This window comes from Variovorax sp. P4_B10 (assembly GCF_056402375.1).
Genome location: NZ_JBFUHN010000032.1, coordinates 51907 through 69454, shown reverse-complemented (window position 1 = coordinate 69454; position 17548 = coordinate 51907). Strand labels below are relative to the sequence as shown.

The 17548-nt window shown below is 67.8% G+C and carries 19 protein-coding genes; 10 read left to right on the top strand and 9 right to left on the bottom strand.

Annotated elements, in window-relative coordinates; genetic code table 11:
- A partial coding sequence (locus AC1DXX_RS16775) for an efflux RND transporter periplasmic adaptor subunit (protein WP_478135334.1) occupies positions 1-1326 on the bottom strand: 1326 nt, incomplete at its 3' end.
- 307 nt (positions 1327-1633) lie between these two features.
- On the opposite strand from AC1DXX_RS16775, the gene AC1DXX_RS16770 reads away from it, so the two are divergent.
- From AC1DXX_RS16770 to AC1DXX_RS16750, 5 genes are read left to right on the top strand one after another with little or no spacing between them, the layout of a single operon-like run.
- On the top strand, positions 1634-2155 hold the full coding sequence (locus AC1DXX_RS16770; protein WP_478135333.1) for a DUF6622 family protein: 522 nt from the start codon (positions 1634-1636) through the stop codon (positions 2153-2155).
- Positions 2156-2188: 33 nt separating this feature from the next.
- Positions 2189-3142 (top strand): sterol desaturase family protein, encoded by a 954-nt coding sequence (locus AC1DXX_RS16765; RefSeq protein WP_478135332.1) that lies wholly within the window; start codon positions 2189-2191, stop codon positions 3140-3142.
- Positions 3139-3435, top strand: a complete 297-nt coding sequence (locus tag AC1DXX_RS16760) for a 2TM domain-containing protein (RefSeq protein ID WP_478135331.1) — start codon at positions 3139-3141, stop codon at positions 3433-3435. The genes AC1DXX_RS16765 and AC1DXX_RS16760 overlap by 4 nt, the downstream gene beginning before the upstream one ends.
- Before the next feature lie 59 nt (positions 3436-3494).
- The gene (locus AC1DXX_RS16755; RefSeq protein ID WP_478135330.1) at positions 3495-4508 is read left to right on the top strand and encodes a sensor histidine kinase; all 1014 of its coding nucleotides are present in this window, start codon (positions 3495-3497) and stop codon (positions 4506-4508) included.
- A 17-nt stretch (positions 4509-4525) separates the two neighbouring features.
- Entirely contained in the window at positions 4526-5368 is an 843-nt protein-coding gene (locus tag AC1DXX_RS16750) for a LytR/AlgR family response regulator transcription factor (RefSeq protein WP_478135329.1), read from the top strand.
- 81 nt (positions 5369-5449) lie between these two features.
- Here the strand turns inward: AC1DXX_RS16750 and AC1DXX_RS16745 are convergent, their stop codons facing one another.
- Positions 5450-5806: a hypothetical protein gene (locus AC1DXX_RS16745; protein WP_478135328.1), complete on the bottom strand. Its 357-nt coding sequence runs from the start codon at positions 5804-5806 to the stop codon at positions 5450-5452.
- 149 nt (positions 5807-5955) lie between these two features.
- Between AC1DXX_RS16745 and AC1DXX_RS16740 the strand changes: the two genes are divergently transcribed.
- On the top strand, positions 5956-7770 hold the full coding sequence (locus AC1DXX_RS16740; protein WP_478135327.1) for a glutamine--tRNA ligase/YqeY domain fusion protein: 1815 nt from the start codon (positions 5956-5958) through the stop codon (positions 7768-7770).
- Between the two features lie 64 nt (positions 7771-7834).
- On the opposite strand, the gene AC1DXX_RS16735 is transcribed toward AC1DXX_RS16740, so the two are convergent.
- The gene (locus tag AC1DXX_RS16735) at positions 7835-8137 is read right to left on the bottom strand and encodes a hypothetical protein (protein WP_478135326.1); all 303 of its coding nucleotides are present in this window, start codon (positions 8135-8137) and stop codon (positions 7835-7837) included.
- 159 nt (positions 8138-8296) lie between these two features.
- Between AC1DXX_RS16735 and AC1DXX_RS16730 the strand changes: the two genes are divergently transcribed.
- Genes AC1DXX_RS16730 through AC1DXX_RS16720 form a run of 3 tightly spaced genes read left to right on the top strand, consistent with a single transcriptional unit; the run spans position 8297 to position 10157 of the window.
- Positions 8297-8845: a pseudouridine synthase gene (locus AC1DXX_RS16730; RefSeq protein ID WP_478135325.1), complete on the top strand. Its 549-nt coding sequence runs from the start codon at positions 8297-8299 to the stop codon at positions 8843-8845.
- Positions 8846-8891: 46 nt separating this feature from the next.
- On the top strand, positions 8892-9800 hold the full coding sequence (locus AC1DXX_RS16725; RefSeq protein ID WP_478135324.1) for a peptidoglycan DD-metalloendopeptidase family protein: 909 nt from the start codon (positions 8892-8894) through the stop codon (positions 9798-9800).
- A 30-nt stretch (positions 9801-9830) separates the two neighbouring features.
- Entirely contained in the window at positions 9831-10157 is a 327-nt protein-coding gene (locus tag AC1DXX_RS16720) for a hypothetical protein (protein ID WP_478135323.1), read from the top strand.
- 10 nt (positions 10158-10167) lie between these two features.
- Here the strand turns inward: AC1DXX_RS16720 and AC1DXX_RS16715 are convergent, their stop codons facing one another.
- From AC1DXX_RS16715 to AC1DXX_RS16695, 5 genes are all read right to left on the bottom strand, one after another.
- The gene (locus tag AC1DXX_RS16715) at positions 10168-11103 is read right to left on the bottom strand and encodes a M14 family metallopeptidase (RefSeq protein WP_478135322.1); all 936 of its coding nucleotides are present in this window, start codon (positions 11101-11103) and stop codon (positions 10168-10170) included.
- A gap of 69 nt (positions 11104-11172) precedes the next feature.
- Entirely contained in the window at positions 11173-12303 is a 1131-nt protein-coding gene (locus AC1DXX_RS16710) for a Fic family protein (RefSeq protein ID WP_478135321.1), read from the bottom strand.
- A 71-nt stretch (positions 12304-12374) separates the two neighbouring features.
- The gene (locus tag AC1DXX_RS16705) at positions 12375-13343 is read right to left on the bottom strand and encodes an MBL fold metallo-hydrolase (protein ID WP_478135320.1); all 969 of its coding nucleotides are present in this window, start codon (positions 13341-13343) and stop codon (positions 12375-12377) included.
- A 67-nt stretch (positions 13344-13410) separates the two neighbouring features.
- Entirely contained in the window at positions 13411-14613 is a 1203-nt protein-coding gene (locus tag AC1DXX_RS16700) for an ammonium transporter (protein ID WP_478135319.1), read from the bottom strand.
- A 162-nt stretch (positions 14614-14775) separates the two neighbouring features.
- Positions 14776-15696, bottom strand: coding sequence for a LytTR family DNA-binding domain-containing protein (locus AC1DXX_RS16695; RefSeq protein WP_478135318.1), 921 nt, complete (start codon positions 15694-15696; stop codon positions 14776-14778).
- A gap of 154 nt (positions 15697-15850) precedes the next feature.
- Here AC1DXX_RS16695 and AC1DXX_RS16690 point away from each other — a divergent pair, with 154 nt between their 5' ends.
- Positions 15851-17095 carry an acyltransferase family protein gene (locus tag AC1DXX_RS16690; protein ID WP_478135317.1) on the top strand — a complete coding sequence of 415 codons (1245 nt, stop codon included), beginning with the start codon at positions 15851-15853 and terminating at the stop codon, positions 17093-17095.
- On the opposite strand, the gene AC1DXX_RS16685 is transcribed toward AC1DXX_RS16690, so the two are convergent.
- Positions 17010-17459, bottom strand: coding sequence for a PaaI family thioesterase (locus AC1DXX_RS16685; protein ID WP_478135316.1), 450 nt, complete (start codon positions 17457-17459; stop codon positions 17010-17012). The two genes, AC1DXX_RS16690 and AC1DXX_RS16685, sit on opposite strands and share 86 nt — an antisense overlap.
- Positions 17460-17548 lie beyond the last annotated feature (89 nt).

The window sequence follows — 17548 nt, the reverse complement described above, 5'->3', positions numbered from 1 at the left end:
CGCCGGGGCGGTGGCTGCCGGCGCCGAGGCAGCGGCCCTCGGCCCGCCGCCACCCTGCCGCCGTCCGCCGCGATGGGCGCCCGATGCGGCACCCGACGCCGGCGTGGCCGGCCGGTCGACGGAGGTCTGCACGCGTGCACCATCCTTCAACCGGTCGCCGCCTTCGGTCACGACCTGTTCGCCGGCCTTCAGGCCCGACATGATCGCCACGTTGTCCACGCTCGATTCGCCGCGCGTCACGGGGCGCTGCGAGACAGTGCTGTCCTCGTTCACCACATAGACATAGTCACCGTTGGGCCCGTGCCGCAGTGCCGTGACCGGCACCACCACCGCACTGCTTTCGGTGCGCAGCAGGAGCCGCAGGTTGACGAACTGGTTCGGGAACAGCGCGCCGTCGGCATTCGAGAAGCGCGCCTTCGACTTGACGGTGCCGGTCTGCGTGTCGACCAGGTTGTCGAGCGTGGAGAAGGTGCCCAGCGCGAGCTGGCGCGTGCGGGTGCGGTCGAAGGCCGTGGTATCGAGCTTCGCGCCCTGGGCGATTCGCTCCTGGATCTCGGGCACACGGTCTTGCGGGACGGCGAATTCGACGTCGATCGGCGCGATCTGCGTGATGACGGCCACGCCGGTGGTGCTGCCGGTCGAGATGTAGTTGCCCGCATCCACCGGCCTGAGGCCGATGCGCCCGCTCAACGGCGCGGTGATGCGGCTCCAGGTCAGGTTGAGCCTGGCGGCGTCTTCGTTGGCGCGGTCGATGGTGACGGTGCCTTCGAGCTGCTTGACCAGCGCGGCCTGCGTGTCCACGTCCTGCCGTGCGATGGAGTCCTGCCCGAGCAGCGTCTGGTAGCGCTGCAGCGTGACGCGCGCGGCGGCCAGCTGGGCCTCGTCGCGCTGGCGCGCGCCCGCGGCCTGCGCCAGCGCATTCTGGAACGGCTGCGGGTCGATGGTGGCGAGCACCTCGCCCTTCTTGACCATCTGCCCCTCCTGGAACAGCACCGCCGTGAGCACCCCCGACACCTGCGGCTGCACCGTGACGTTGGCCAGCGGCGTGACCGTGCCCAGCGCCTCGAGTTGCACCGGAATGTCGGCCTGCCGCGCGGTGGCGACGCCGACCGTGCTGGAGGCCCCGCCGCCGCCCCGTCCGCCCCCACCGCCCGGCCGGCCGGCACCCGGGCCACCGCCGCCAGGAGGTCCGCCGGCGCCGGCGACTGGCGTCTTCGAACGCTGGATCAGGTACCAGGCACCGCCTCCCAGGGCCGCGAGCAGCAGCAAGGTCAACAGCCCCCCGACCCAGCGGCGCCTGCGAGCCGGTGGATGTGTCGCAGACACGGTGGGCGGCAGGGGCTCGGGGGAAATTTGGGGGGCCATGGGCAATGCGTGCGAAGGGGGTCCAGAGGTGCGACCTAGAGTACAGCGCCGAATGGTAGTCCCGCTGTTTGCTGCGCCGTAAAGCGGCGGTAAAGCTGCCGGCGCAGCGGCTGCAGTTCACGCCGGCCGGATGCGGTTCGCGCCGCCATCCTGCGTTTCGTCGCATGCGGGTGGCCGGCGGGGACTGGCGCCGGCAAAGTCCGTTCCATCGATTCCCCAGCCCTCTTTTTCAGCTTTCCTTCACCTTTCATTTCACCGGAGAACCGCCATGCTGCTGCAGATCATCCTCCACACCCCCAAGTGGGTGTTCGCCGTTTTCGTGCTGCTCGTCTGGCTCGGCGCCAGGCAGCTGCTGTCGGGCAGCGTGAGCCTCGCCAAGGTCACGGTGATGCCCATCGCCATGACCGCGCTGTCGGTGTTCGGCGTGCTCTCGGCCTTCGGCGACTCGCTCGGCGCCCTGCTCGGCTGGGCAGCCGCCGCGGTCGTGCTGATCGCCCTGGTGCTGCAGCGCCCGCTGCCCGCCACCACGCGCTACGACGCGGCGGCCCGCGAGTTCCACGTGGCCGGCAGCGCCGTGCCGCTGATGCTCATGATGGGCATCTTCTTCACCAAGTACGTCGTGGGCGTGGCCCTGGCCATGCACCCCGAACTGCGCCAGCAGGCCAGCTTCGCCATCGCGATTCCCGTGCTGTACGGCGCCTTCAGCGGCATCTTCGCGGCACGTGCCGTGCGCCTGTGGAGGCTGGCCATCGCCACCGACGCCATGGCCGCCGGCGCCCGCGCAGCCTAAGATTCCAGCCCCAGCCTCCCGCCAGGAACTGCCATGAACGTGCTCTTTCTGATCCTCAAGATTTCCATCACGGTGGTGCTCGTCGCCTCGATCGCCGAGGCGCTGGTGCTCTCCTGGCGCAACGGCTGGCGCAGCTACGACTGGAAGGCGGCCGGCGTCTCGGTGGTCGACTTCCTGGTGCGCGAATACCCGCTGCGCTGGCTGCTGCCGGTGGCCTTCTGGACCGGCGCCATGGACTGGTTCTGGAACCACCGGCTCTTCACCCTGCCGATGGATCACTGGACCGGCTGGGCCGCCTGCTTCATCGGCCAGGAGTTCTGCTACTACTGGTACCACCGCGCGGCGCACCGGGTGCGCTGGTTCTGGTGCACCCACGCCATCCACCATTCGCCGAACCAGCTCAACCTGTCGGCCGCCTACCGCTTCGGCTGGACCGGCAAGCTCACCGGCACGCTGCTCTTCTTCATGCTGGCGCCGCTCCTGGGCATGCCGCCGAAGGTGATCCTGCTGATGCTCACGCTGAACCTGCTGTACCAGTTCTGGATTCATGCAGCCTGGATTCCACGCCTCGGGCCGCTGGAATGGGTGCTCAACACGCCCTCGGCCCACCGCGTGCACCACGCCTCGAACCTCGAATACCTGGACGGCAACTACGGCGGCGTGCTGATCGTGTTCGACCGGCTGTTCGGCACCTACATTCCGGAGCGCGCCGACCTGCCCTGCCGCTACGGACTGGTGAACCCGATCACCTCGCACAACCTCCTCGAGATCGAGTTCACGCACTGGCGCGCGCTGCTGCGCGACCTGCGTTCGGCGCGTTCGGTGCGCGCCTTCGCGGGCTACCTCGTCCGGCCGCCGGGCTGGCGCCCCGACGGGCCGGGGGAGACCACCGAAGAGCTCCGGCAGCGCGCGGCCCTGCAATCGGTGCCATCGCCGCAGCCGTCCGCCCCCGATTTCGTTCCGGTTCAAATCAAGGAGTTGTCATGAACCCCACCACATCGAACGCCTCCCGCCCCGACATCGAGAAGCTCGCCCGCCGCCGCGCCGGCGCCAAGATGGGCTGGTACATCCACGCCTTCGTCTACGTGGTGGTCAACCTCGGCCTCGTCACGATCTCGGCCGCCAACGGCCGCACCTGGGCGATGTACCCGCTCATGGGCTGGGGGCTGGGCCTGCTGATCCACGGCGCCGTCGTCTGGTTCGTGGCGCCCGGCGGCGGCTTCTACGACAGGCTGGTGGAGCGCGAACGCCGCGCGCTGGACGCCGGGGACCACCGGTGAGCGTGGAGCAGACTGCTGCTACTGCAAGAAACAGGTTCAGTGCCGAAAACCTGAAGTCCATGCTGCGGCATGGCCTGATCACCGCTGTCTTCAACTGCCTCATCGCCACCTTGCTGACCATCACCGGCGGCGGCAACTGGGTCGCCCACATGGTGTATTCGATGTCGATCGGCATCGTGGCCTGGCTGTTCATCGACGGCGGCCGACTGCTCATCAGCGGGCACCGCGAGTCCCTCTGGCCCGAGTGGCCGTGGGGCATGCTGCTGATCGTGGCGGGCGTGGCCGTCGGCTTCTTCATCGGCAACCTCGTCGGCGATGCCTGGATCGGCGCACCGACCTTCGACTTCCTTGAGCTCAAGGGCCACAAGCTGGCCACCGGCATCACGATCACCATCATCGCGGCGATCGGGATGAGCTTCTTCTTCTACAGCCTCGGCAAGAGCAAGCACATGCAAAGCCAGCTCGACCTGGCGCAGCGCAATGCCACCGAGGCACGCCTCAAGCTGCTCGAAACCCAGCTCGAGCCGCACATGCTCTTCAACACCCTGGCCAACCTGCGCGTGCTGATCACCGTCGACCCGCCGCGCGCCGTGGCCATGCTCGACCGCCTCAACAGCTACCTGCGCATGACGCTCAACGGCTCGCGCGCGCTGGCCCATCCGCTCTCGGTCGAGTTCGACCGGCTCGGCGACTACCTCGAGCTGATGTCGGTGCGCATGGGCGAGCGCCTGCGCTACACGCTCGACCTGCCGGACGAGCTGCGCGACCTGCCCGTGCCGCCGCTGCTGCTGCAGCCGCTGGTGGAAAACAGCATCCGCCACGGGCTCGAGCCCAAGGTCGAAGGCGGCGAAATCACGGTACGCGCGCACAAGGACGCAGACCGCCTCGTGATCGAAGTGAGCGACACCGGCGTCGGGCTCGATGCCGCGCTGCCTTCGGAAGGCAGCGGTTTCGGGCTCGAACAGGTGCGCGAACGGCTGGCCACCGTGTACGGCACGCAGGGCCATGTCCGCCTGGCGGCTGCCCCCGCCGGCGGAACCTGCGCCACGCTGAGCTTTCCCCTGCCCGCATGAACGCAACGACAACCCCGATGAACCCCACCGCCCTCATTGCCGAAGACGAGCCGCTGCTGGCGCAGGCCCTCAAGGCCGAGCTGGCCGCCGCATGGCCCGGACTGCAGATCGTCGCCACCGCCGGCGACGGCCGCAGCGCCGTGCGCGAGGCGCTACGCCTGCTGCCGCAGGTGCTGTTCTTCGACATCCGCATGCCCGGCCTCGATGGCCTCGGCGCCGCCGCCGAGCTGGCCGACAGCTGGCCCACCGACGAAGCGCCCATGCCGCAACTGGTGTTCGTCACCGCCTATGACGAATACGCCGCGCGCGCCTTCGAGGCCCAGGCCATCGACTACGTGCTCAAGCCCGTGCAGCCCGAGCGCCTGCGCAAGACCGTGTTGCGGCTGCAGCAGGCGCTGGCGGCACAGCAGCCTTCACCCTCGCCCGCCGTGGCCGACGAAGCGCTCGAACGCACGCTCGCGCAATGGCGCCAGGTGCTCACCGCCGCCGGCGCCGGTGCAGCCATGCCCGCAGCCACCGCAGCGCCCGCCCCGCTGCGCATGATTGCCGCCAGCGATGCCGGCGGCAGCACCGTGCGCATGGTGCCCATCGACGAGGTGCTGTATTTCGAGGCCGCCGACAAGTACCTGCGCGTGCTCACCGCCACGCACGAATACCTGATCCGCACGCCCCTGAAGCAGCTGCTGACCCAGCTGGACCCCGACACCTTCTGGCAGGTGCATCGGGCGGTGGTGGTGCGCAGCGCGGCCATCGAATCGGTGCACCGCGACGAGGCCGGCAAGCTGCACCTCGTCCTGCGCGGCCGGCCCGAGAAGATTCCCGTCAGCCGGCTCTACGCCCATCTGTTTCGCGCCATGTGAAATTTGCCGGCGCACGCCCACGAAAAAGCCGGCCCTGTGGGGGGCCGGCTTTTTTCATTCAGTCACGATCGGTGTGGCTGTTTAGCGCCAGTGGCCGTGGCCGTGGCCATGACCGCGGTAGTAGCCGCGACCGTAGTAGCCCGGGCCGTAATAAGCCGGCGGGGCGTAGTAGACCGGGGCCGGACGGTAATACACCGGCGGCGGCGGCGCGTAGTACGCGGGGGCTGGCGGCGCGTAGTACACAGGGGCCGGCGGCGCATAGACCGGGGCCGGGTAGTAGGCGGGGGCACCCACGCCCACGGCCACGCCCGGCAGGCCGACACCGACCGACCAGCTCACGTCGCCGCGGGCGCTGGCCGAAGTGGCTGCAAACAATGCGCCGGCTGCCACCAGGCCTGTGGCGGCCCATTTGAAGAAAGTAGAACGTGTGGGGCTCATGATGTTGGACTCCTTGTTTCGGCGGGCTGCGTCCGGGTGTGGACCGCCCATGTGTGTATTGAACGCGGCAAATGCAAAGGGGGTGCACCGGGCAATGTGAAGAACGTTGCCAAAAGTAACCCGCCGGGGGTGCCCTCTAGAATGCCGCAATGACCTCCCCGACCGACAAAAACGGCGCCAAAACGACCGCTGCACCGAGCAATTTCCTGCGCCACGTGATCGAGAACGACCTCGCACAGGGCGCCTATTCTGGCCGCAAATGGGGCGGCTCCCCCGGCGGCGCCGCCCACCACGCCCAGGGCATGACCGACCCGGCCAAAGTGCGCCTGCGTTTTCCGCCCGAGCCCAACGGCTACCTGCACATCGGCCACGCCAAGAGCATCTGGCTCAATTTCGAGCTGGCCAGGGAGTACGGCGGCGTCAGCCACCTGCGCTTCGACGACACCAACCCGGAGAAGGAAGAGCAGGAATACGTCGACTCCATCCGCGACGCGGTGAAATGGCTCGGCTACGAAACCTACCTGGCCGACCGCCCCAGCGCCCCCGGCACCCTGCAGCCGCACGAGTACTTCGCGAGCAACTACTTCGACTTCATGTATGAAGCCGCCGAGTACCTGATCGGCGCCGGCCTCGCCTACGTCGACGAGCAAAGCCCCGACGAGATGCGCGCGAGCCGCGGCGACTTCAACACCCCCGGCACCGACAGCCCCTTCCGCAGCCGCACGCCGGAAGAAAACCTCGCGCGCTTCCGCGCCATGCGCGACGGCCAGTTGCCGGACGGCGCCGCCGTGCTGCGCGCGAAAATCGACATGGCGAGCCCCAACATCAACATGCGCGACCCCGCGCTGTATCGCATTCGCCGGGCCACCCACCACAACACCGGCGACAAGTGGTGCATCTACCCGATGTACACCTATGCGCACCCCATCGAAGACGCGCTGGAGCAGATCACCCATTCGATCTGCACGCTGGAATTCGAAGACCAGCGCCCCTTCTACGACTGGCTGCTCGACCGCCTGGCCGAAGGCGGCCTGGTCGCCAGCCCGCACCCGCGCCAGTACGAATTTGCGCGCCTCAACGTGACCCACGTGCTCACCAGCAAGCGCAAGCTGCGCCAGCTGGTCGAAGACGGCCACGTCGACGGCTGGGACGACCCGCGCATGCCCACCATTGCCGGTCTGCGCCGCCGCGGCTACACGCCCGAGGCGCTGCGCCTGTTCTGCGAACGCAGCGGCACCACCAAGTCCGGCGGCTGGATCGATTACGCCAGCCTCGAGGCCGCGCTGCGCGACACCCTCGATCCCGTAGCCCCGCGCGCCATGGCCGTGCTCGACCCGGTCAAGCTGGTGATCACGAACTGGGGCGACCTGATGGGCGGCGACGACGTGCTCGACGACTGCTCCGCCCCCGTGCACCCGCACCACCCCGAAATGGGCAAGCGCGAGTTCAAGCTCGGCCGCGAGGTGTGGATCGAACGCACCGACTATGAAGAAGTGCAGCCCAAGGGCTTCTTCCGCCTGTTCCCGGGCAACAGGGTGYGGCTGAAATACGGCCACGTCATCGAATGCACCGGCGGCACCAAGGACGCGGACGGCAAGCTCGTCGAAGTGCAGGCCACGCTGGTGCCGGACACCAAGAGCGGGACGGCCGGCGCGGATGCGATCAAGGTGAAGGGCAACATCACCTGGGTGGCTGCGGCGGATGCCGTGCAGGCGGAGGTGCGGTTGTATGAGCGGCTGTTTGCTGCGGCCAACCCGGGGAGCGGGGAGTTGCTGGATGAACTGAACAAGCAGAGCCTGGAGATCTGCCTGGCGTATGCAGAACCGTCACTGGCCAAGGCTGAAGGCGGAACGGCGTTTCAGTTCGAGCGGCACGGGTACTTCGTGCTCGATACGAAGACCGACGCCGAGGGCCAGCGCGTGTTCAATCGGGCTGCGGGGATGCGGGACAGCTGGGGCAAGTAGCCCGACCCGCGAACTGCCATCGCACACGAAGCCGGGGCCGCAATGGCCCCGGCTTTTTTATTGCTTACTCCGGCCGCTTGTAGACCACGCCCAGCACCGCGCTGTTTTCGTCCGTGGTGCACACCGCCGAGCGCCCCTGCGGCCCGACCTTCAGATTGATCGTGTAAACGCCGTCGCGCGGCGTCGAGCCGCTGTCCACGGCGATGCTCCCCGGCGGCACTCGCAGTTCGCGCGCCGCGGCCGTCACGCAGTTCTTGACGCTCGCATCCGGCGCACCGCCCACACGCAGCGAGGTGCTGCTGCACCCGGCCGCCACGACGCCCGCAGCCGCGACCCACGCCAACCTGTTGAAACTTCGCATCGTCATTTCCGACTCCGTGTTGTTCGATGAATCAATTTCGACAATAGAGGCAGATTGGAGTCGCGCGAAAGGGGTTCTCGTTGCAGGACGGCTACGCCACTTCATGTGGCCTGCCGTCGCCGCCTGACGGCTACCAGCCGCAGACCCCGGCTATCCTGTGCACTGATGAATCTTCCGAGCCCTTCCCGCCTGATCCGCTTCAACAAGCCCTACGGCGTCCTCAGCCAGTTCACACCCGAAGGCCGCTGGCGCGGCCTGAAGGACTTCATCGACATCCCCGGCGTCTACGTCGCCGGCCGCCTCGATGCCGACAGCGAGGGCCTGCTGCTGCTCACCAACGACGGCCAGCTCCAGGCGCGCATCGCCGATCCGCGCTTCAAGATGGAAAAGACCTATTGGGTGCAGGTGGAAGGCGTGCCGACCGACGCTGCGCTTGCCGCCTTGCGCAGCGGCGTACAGCTCAACGATGGCCTCACGCGTCCGGCCCGCGCGCGCCTGCTGGACCCGCCGCCCGACGTGTGGGCACGACAACCGCCCATTCGCGAGCGCAAGAGCATTCCCACCGCATGGCTGGAACTGGCGATCAGCGAAGGCCGCAACCGTCAGGTCCGGCGCATGACCGCCGCCGTGGGGCTTCCCACCCTCCGCCTGATTCGCGCCGCCATCGGGCCGCACACGCTGGACGGATTGGCACCCGGCACCTGGCTCGGGTAACGCGGCGGCACGACAGAACAGAACCCATTTCATTCGATCCCTTCCTATGCGCAACCGATCCCATTTCCCCAACCTCCTCTTGCCCGTCGCTCTGAATCGCCGCAGCGCATTGCTCGGCGCGCTGGGCCTGCTGGCGCTGCCCGCAACGCACGTCAGCGCTGCGGCCCCTGCGAAGCCGAAGCCACGGCACCCCGATGTCTGGCCGCACGCGTCGCAGGTGCCGGGCGGCGTGGCACGCCTGTCGCTTGGCCCGAGCGCCAAACGCCCTGCGGCCTTTGCAGGCGAAGTGCCCTTGCTCGTGCTGGGCGACGCGATCGAGTGGACGGCGCTGGTGGGCATTCCGCTCGCGGCCACGCCCGGCGACGCAAGCATTGCGGTGCGCGCCGAGAGCGGCAGCGAACGACAGATCGCCTACACGGTGGCCCCCAAGCAATACCGCGAGCAACGCCTGACCGTGGCGCCGCGCACGGTCGACCTGTCGCCCGAGGACGAAGCACGCTATGTGCGCGAACGGGACCACCAGGCCACCGTGATGGCCACGCTGACCGACATGCGGCCGGACGCCTCCCTGCAGATGCGCGTGCCCGTACCGGGCCGCCGCTCCAGCTCGTTCGGCCTGCGCCGCGTGTTCAACGGCCAGTCGCGCAATCCGCACAGCGGCATGGACATCGCGGCCGGTACGGGCACGCCGGTGCTGGCGCCGCTGCCGGGGCGGGTGATCGACACGGGCGACTATTTCTTCAACGGCGGCACGGTGTGGCTCGACCATGGCGGCGGCCTGCTGACGATGTATTGCCACCTGAGCCGGGTCGATGTGAAGGTGGGTGATGTGCTGAAGACCGGCGAGCCGTTGGCCGCAGTCGGTGCTACCGGGCGCGTGACGGGGCCGCACCTGCACTGGTCCGTGATGCTGAACCGGGCGATGGTGGACCCGGCGCTGTTCATCGCAGCTTGAGTTGACTCGACACTGGCAGTGCATCCAACCATGGCCGAGAGCAAGCTCCTATTCACCGAAGCCTGCCTCGACCCGTCGATGCAACGCCCCAGCCGCCGCGAGACGCTCACCCTCCTCAACACCCGCCTGCACCCCGTCCTGCAGAAAATCGTCGCCGCCGAAGTCGCCTCAGGCAACCGCGTTAGCGACGCCGGCGTCGACTGGCCCGATCCGGGCTCGGTGCATGTCACCCTGCGCGACCATTTCGGCAGCGGTCACGCGAATGCAGAGGCCGCCTTCAGCCTCTGCAACGACCCGCATTACTGGCACGCCGACTACAGCACCGCAGGCAAGCCGACGCACCTGCTGATCTGCTGACCGACCAGCCTCAGATCGGCTTCGTCAGGTACACCGCCTCGCGCCCCACGATCACCCGCTGCGCGGGCATGAAGATCGTGCAGTCGTCGCACGGCGCGCGGATCTCGTCCGGGCCGTTGGTGGCGATCAGCTCGCCCTTGGCAAAGGTCTCGAAGCCGATCAGCGGCCGCACGAAGGCAAAGTCCGCGGACTTGATGACATGCGTCTGCAGCAACTCGAAACGGCGCTGCGGACCGGGTGCCGGGACGGCCGGGTCCTTGTCGATGAGGCCGAAGTACGCCAGGAAGTCGAGCGAGATGGCGGTGGCCAGTTCCGACGCCGAGCGCAGGAAGTGCTGGCCGCATTCGGCCACCAGCGCCACGCCCTTGCCGTCGGTCTGGCCATGGCGGCCGTGCTGGATCAGCGGCGTGCCGGAGCCCAGGCCGTCGGGCATCACGAGGTGCACCGATGGGCGGCCGATGGCCAGCGCCACCTCGGCGTTGCGATCGAAGGCGGGGTACACCCAGAACGGAATCACGGGCTGGCTGGTGGAGTGGATGTCGAGGATGTGGTCGGCCGCACTCACCACCGGGCGCAGCGCGCGGGCGCGGCGCAGCTCGGGACTGTCCTCGGTGCCGTCGAGCCATTCGGGCGACCAGATGCGATTCAGGTTGTGCACAAGCTGGCGGCTGTCGAAAGGCAGCGCCTCGTTAAAGGACTCGTAGGCCTCCACGTTGGCAAAGCTCACGGTGAGCGTGCCGATCTTCGGTCGCACCTGGGTGTCGAGCAGGTGGGTGGCGGCGGTCATGCCGCAGATTTCGTTGCCGTGCGTCAGCGCGTTGATCAGCACATGCGGGCCGGRCTTGCCGGACTCGAAGCGGTGCACGTAGTCGATGCCGACGTTGCCCTTGCGGTAGGCGGAGAGGTCGCGGGGGAGGACTTCGAGGGCGGGTGGGGATTGGGTCATGGGGCTGTTGGAATGAAGCGGGGCGGTCGAGTGAGTTTGCCGCAGGCCGCGCGTTTGTGCTTCGCGCGGCTACTTTGAACGGATGAGCGCGTACCGCGTCGCCTTGCCCTGCCCCGTTCTTTCGAGCAATCCGGATGCCGCCAGCTCGGTCAGTTCCCGGTACGCCGTCGCCCGCGACACGCCGGCAATGGCAACGTACTTCTCCGTGCTCATGCCGCCCAGGAATCCATCAGGACCGGCGTCATAGAGTTTGTTCAGCACCTTGCGCTGGCTCGGCGTGAGTTGCGGGTGCGCCGTATCCAGTCCAGCCCAGAACCCAGCCTTGGCGCCCGCTGCCTGGATCTGTGCCAACGTGGAGAAACACGCCTTTTCGACACAACCGATGAACCAGCGCACCCAGGCCGTGACGTCCATATCCCCCCGTGCGCTGGCTGCCTGCAACTGGCTGTAGTAACCGGAGCGATCGAGCCACAGCTGCTGCGACATGCTGAACAGGCGCTGGTTGCTGCGCAGGTCCTGCGCCAACGCGAGGTCGCTCAGCGCGCGGCCGATGCGGCCGTTGCCGTCTTCGAACGGGTGGATGGTTTCGAACCACAGATGCGCGATGGCACTGCGTACGATGCCGTCGATTTTCGGATGTTCGCGCCCTTCCTCGAACCATTCGAGCAGCGCCTTCATCTGCGCGGGAACATCGCGCGAGGACGGTGCCTCGTAATGCACCGTGTCGGGTTTTCCAAGGCGCGGCGTGACGATCTGCATCGGGTCTTCGTGCACGCGGTAGGCGCCTGTGACGATGCGCGTGACGCCGCTGCGCCCGTTGGGGAAAAGCGCCGCGTGCCAATCGAGCAGCGAAGCTTCGGCGAGCGGTTCATTCCAGTGGGCGACGGCGGCTTCAACGATGTCGAGCGTGGCCTCGGTACGGGCGTCTCTCGGCAGACGGCTCGCGGGCGTCAGGCCAAGACGCCGCGCCGCCGAGGCACGCACTGAATTGACCTGCAGCGTCTCGCCCTCGATCTGCGCGGTGGCAATGGCTTCCTGTGTCCATTCGCCGAGCTGGAGTTCGCCGAGGTCGACGAGTTGAAGGTTGCCGGCCACGCCCAGCATGCGCCCTTGCGCCAGACGCGCCGCCGACAGCGCAGGCTGCAGCGCCTGCGCGTCGACCTCGAAGTGCGGCCATTTCTTGGCTTGCCAGATCCACATGAAGCGCATTTTAGGCAAATACGCTTCAAAAAAGAAGCGTATTCAGGACGAATACGCTTCAGAGCGCCGATCTATCGCACCTGCTGGTAGTCCACCGGCACCCACACGTAGCTCTTCCCCTCGGCCCGGATGTGCCCCAGCCCCGGGAACGGCAGGTGCGCGCTGCCCACGAGGTAGCGCCCCTTGGCCGCATCGGCATACGCCTTCTTGCGCTCCACTGCGGCCGGCTTCGAATCGACGTCGAACGAGATCGTCACCTGCGGCTCCACGAACTGCACGGCCGCCACGTGCATCAGGTCGCCCCACAGCATGAGCTTCTGGCCTTTGGACTCGAGCACGTAGACGTTGTGGCCGGGCGTATGGCCGTGGGCGGGCACGGCCTTGATGCCGGGCGCCAGCTCGGTGTCGCCCTTCAGGGGCTTGAACTTGCCGGCTTCGACATACGGGTTCATCGACGCCATCGCCCCCTGGAAGAAGCCCTTCATCTCGGCCGAGGCCTTCTCGAGGTTGGCCTTGCTGAGCCAGAAGTCGGCATCTTCCTGGCCGGCGTGGACCGTGGCATTGGGAAAGGCCAGCTTGCCGTCGGTGATGAGGCCGCCGACGTGGTCGCCGTGCATGTGGGTAATGAGCACGTCGTCGACCTGCTCGGGCTTGTAGCCGGCGGCCAGGAGGTTGTTGCGCAGGTTGCCGAGCGTGGGGCCGAAGAGCGAACCCGCGCCGGAGTCGATCAGCACCAGCTTGCTGCCGGTGTTGACGAGGTAGGCGTTCACCGATGTCGGCACCAGGTCCTTTTCGAAGGAGCGGTCGAGCAGCTTGCCGACCTGCGCCTGCGTGGTGTTGGTGAGCAGTTTCTTGGGCTCGAGGTCGATCGTGCCGTCGAACAGCGCGGTGACTTCGAAGTCGCCGAGCATCATGCGGTAGAAGCCCGGCGCCTGGGTCTTGACCTGCGGGGCGCCGGCCTGCGCCGCAAACGAAAGCATCAGCACGCTGCCGGCCAATGCGGCAATGCCGCGGCGCAACCAACGGGTGGGTGTTGTCATGGGCTCTTCTCCTCGGGCGGGTTATAGGGGCGCCGAGAATAGCCCAAGCCGACTTATGGTGCAGTGCTCACCAATTGACCTCGCGCTCCGGCGTGGCCGAGATGTGGTGGATCGACAGGTCGGCGCCGTCGTATTCCTCCTCCTGCGACAGGCGCAGACCCATCGTGGCCTTGAGCGCACCGTACACCGCCGCACCGCCCACGAGCGCCCAGACCACGCCGATCGCGGTGCCGATCAGTTGCGCCCCGACGTTCACGCCGCCGATGCCGCCGAGCGCCTGCGTGCCGAAGATGCCGGCGGCAATGCCGCCCCAGGTGCCGCACAGGCCATGCAGCGGCCACACGCCGAGCACGTCGTCGATCTTCCATTTGTTCTGCGTGAGCGTGAACATGAACACGAAGATCGCGCCGGCCACGCCGCCCACCACCAGCGCGCCCAGCGGATGCATCAGGTCGGAGCCGGCGCACACGGCCACCAGCCCGGCGAGCGGGCCGTTGTAGACGAAGCCGGGGTCGTTCTTGCCCAGGGCCAACGCCACCAGCGTGCCACCGACCATCGCCATCAGCGAGTTGACGGCCACGAGCCCGGAGATCTTGTCGATGCTCTGCGCGCTCATCACGTTGAAGCCGAACCAGCCCACGCACAGCACCCAGGCGCCGAGCGCGAGGAACGGAATGTTCGACGGCGGATGCGCGCTCAGCGAGCCGTCGCCACGGTAGCGGTTGCGGCGCGCGCCGAGCAGGATGACGGCCGGCAGCGCGAGCCAGCCGCCCACCGCGTGCACCACCACCGAGCCCGCGAAGTCATGGAACTCATGGCCGGTGACCGAGGCGATCCAGGCCTGGATGCCGAAGGCCTTGTTCCACGCAATGCCCTCGTACAGCGGATACACCACGCCGACGATCACCGCGGTGGCGATCAGCTGCGGCCAGAACTTGGCGCGCTCGGCGATGCCGCCCGAGATGATGGCCGGGATGGCCGCGGCAAAGGTCAGCAGGAAGAAGAACTTCACCAGCTCGTAGCCGCTCCTTGCCGCCAGCTCGGTCGCGCCCACGAAGAAGTGGGTGCCGTAGGCCACGCCGTAGCCCACCAGGAAATACACGATGGTCGAGACCGAAAAGTCGACCAGGATCTTCACCAGCGCATTGACCTGGTTCTTCTTGCGCACGGTGCCCAGTTCGAGGAAGGCGAATCCGGCATGCATGGCCAGGACCATGATCGCGCCGAGAAGGATGAACAGCGCGTCTGCGCCCTGTTTGAGTGCGTCCATTGGAGCTTCTTGCAGTTTTTGGTTTGAATTGGTGCATCGCACCCGAATTGCTCGGGACGACGGCGCAAGAAAGCAAAAATGGTGCCTGAAGGCTCTTTGATGGTGCGAAATGAGCCATATCGGCGCATCCACGCACCGGAACAGGCCTCTTTTTTTGGGCGATCAGCCCGTGCCGGCGCGCAGCGCGTCGCGATAGCGCCGGCTGCAGGGCACCGTGCCGCCGTCGTGCATGTGCAGCCGGGCATCGCCGCCGTCCAGCGGCTCGATCTCCTTGACGCGCCCCAGGTTCACCGCGTGGCTGCGGTGCACCCGCACGAACCGGGCGGGGTCGAGCTGGGCCAGGAAGTCGGTGAGCGTGGCGCGCAGCAGATAGTCGTGGCCGTTGACGTGCAGGCCGACATAGTTGCCCTCGGCCTGGAGCCAGTCGATGTCGGTGGCGGCGATCAGGAATTCGCGGCGCAGCTTGCGGACCAGGAAGCGCTCGGGCCGGGCGGCGGCAGCGGGCGGGCTCTCGGGCTCGGCAGGCGCCTCGGCTGCGGCCTCGACCTCGGCAGAGCCCCCCGCCTCCGGCGCATCGAGCACCCGCGCCTCGCCCTGCAACCGCAGCATGAACAGCCGGTAGGCCCAGATGCCGAAGATGATCGAGACGTAGACGCGCACGTCCTTCAGGTATTCGTAACCCCACTGATCGGTCCAGCCGCCGAAGTCGTAGCGGCCGCCAGCCATGGCATAGACCAGCGCACGCAGCCCGAACATCGCCACCACGTGCACCACGCTGAAAGCCACGCTGGCGACCGCATGCCCGGCCAGGAAGCGGACCCAGCGGCCGGGCGCCAGCGGCGCCAGCCGGCGCTCGATGGCCACCAGCACCGGAATCAGCGCCAGCAGCACCAGGTGGCTCGACCCTTCCCAGGTGACGATTTCCCAGGTGGCGCGCGGCACGGTGCGGGAGCGGGCATCGACCACCGCCACCAGGGTGCTGAACACCGCCTGCAGCGCCATCAGCACGATCCAGAAGCCCACCTCGACATACCGGCGGATCGGCTCGTAGCGCTCGTACAGGTTCCTGCGGGAATCTCTCATGCCCGGGATTCTCGCCATCCGCACCGCCGGCGGGCGAATTTCGTCCCTTGGGGACCGCCGCTCGTCACAAAACGGGGGCCATCCGTCCCGGCGCCGTCCCGCGGCACGGCACCGGGCCACACCATCGCCCCATCTTCTGCTTCGAGGACCCGCGATGAACCTGCCGACCACCACACCATTGCCCGGCGCGCACCGACGCCACGACATCGATGCGCTGCGCGCACTGGCCTTCCTGTTCGTGATCCTCTATCACGTGGGCATGTATTACGTGGCCGACTGGCCGTGGCACCTCAAGAGCCCGCATGCGGCCGAATGGCTGCAGTGGCCGATGCGGGTGCTGAACCTCTGGCGCATGGACCTGGTGTTCCTGATCTCGGGCGTGTCGCTCGGCTTCCTGAGCCGCCACCAGGGCACCTGGGCGCTGCTGCGCAGCCGCGGCGTGCGGTTGATGCTGCCGCTGGTCTTCGGCATGGCGGTGATCGTGCCCTACCAGGCCTACGCACAGGGCGTTGCCGACGGGCTGGTGGCACCGGGCTTCGGCGCCTTCCTGCTGCGCTACCTGTCGATGGCCGAGCCGTGGCCGAAGCGGGCCTTCGACGGCGCGGAGTTCGGCATCACCTGGAACCACCTCTGGTACCTGCCCTATCTCTTTGCCTACACGGCAGCGATCGCGCTGACGCTGCCGCTGTTGAATTCGGCGGCCGGCCAGTGGGTGCGCCGCAGCTTCAACGGGCTGCGCGGCTGGAAGCTGCTGTTGCTGCCGGTGTTGCCGCTGCTGGCCTGGACGATGCTGCTGGCCTCGCACTTCCCGCCCACGCACAACCTGGTGCGCGACTTCTACCTGCACAGCATCTACTTCACCGTGTTCCTCTACGGCTACTGGATGGGCGTGGACACGGGCGTCTGGAAAGAACTGGAGCGGCTGCGCCGGGTGTCGCTCGCGCTGGCCGTGGCGGCGATCGCAACCTTCATCGCGCTGCGGCTCGGCGCCCGGGGTCCGGCCTCCGGCCCGCTCATGGACGCATTGCGCACGCTCTACCTGTGGCTGGCGGTCGCCGCCATCCTGGGCCACGGCCACCGCCACCTGAACCGCCCATGGCCCTGGCTGCGCTGGGCCAACGAATCGGTGTACCCGTGGTACGTACTGCACCAGACGCTGATCATCGTCGGCGTGACTGCGCTGGCACCCCTCGCGCTCGGCCCGGTGCTGGAACCCGCGCTGCTGGTGGCGCTGACCCTCCTCGGCTGCTGGCTGTTGACCGACGGACTGATCCGCCGCTTCAACGGGCTGCGGCCGCTGTTCGGGCTGAAGCTCAGGCGCGCGGCGAAGCAGCAGCCGGCTTCGGCTGACTCTCTTCCACCGGAACCAGGATGGCGTTCCCCGTCGCCACGAGCTTGAGCGCGTCCTCGCCCTGGCCTTCGGGCTGCGCATAAAGTTCGGCCGCGACGAACACCTGCTTGCGCCCGGCCTTCACCACCCGGGCGCGCGCCACGAAAGCGCGGCCGATGGCGGGCGAGATGCAGTTCACCGAGAAGTGCGAGGCCAGCACGCGGCCCGCCTGCGTGGCGGCCGCGTAGCCGCTCACGGTGTCGAGCAGCGCGGCGATCATGCCGGCGTGGAGGAAGCCGGCGTACTGGCCCATGTCTTCCTCGCGCCAATTCATGCGCAGCTCGGCCTGGCCGTCGGCGGCATGGTGGACCTCGAAGCCGGCCCAGCGGTTGAAGGATGCTGTTTGGTTGATGGTCTTGATGACGTCGAGCATGGAGAGTCTCCGTGGAAAGGAAGCGCGTTGACGATGCAGTCGAGTCACTCTACGAACTGCCCCCTCCGCGCATCGTCACGCGCGTGACC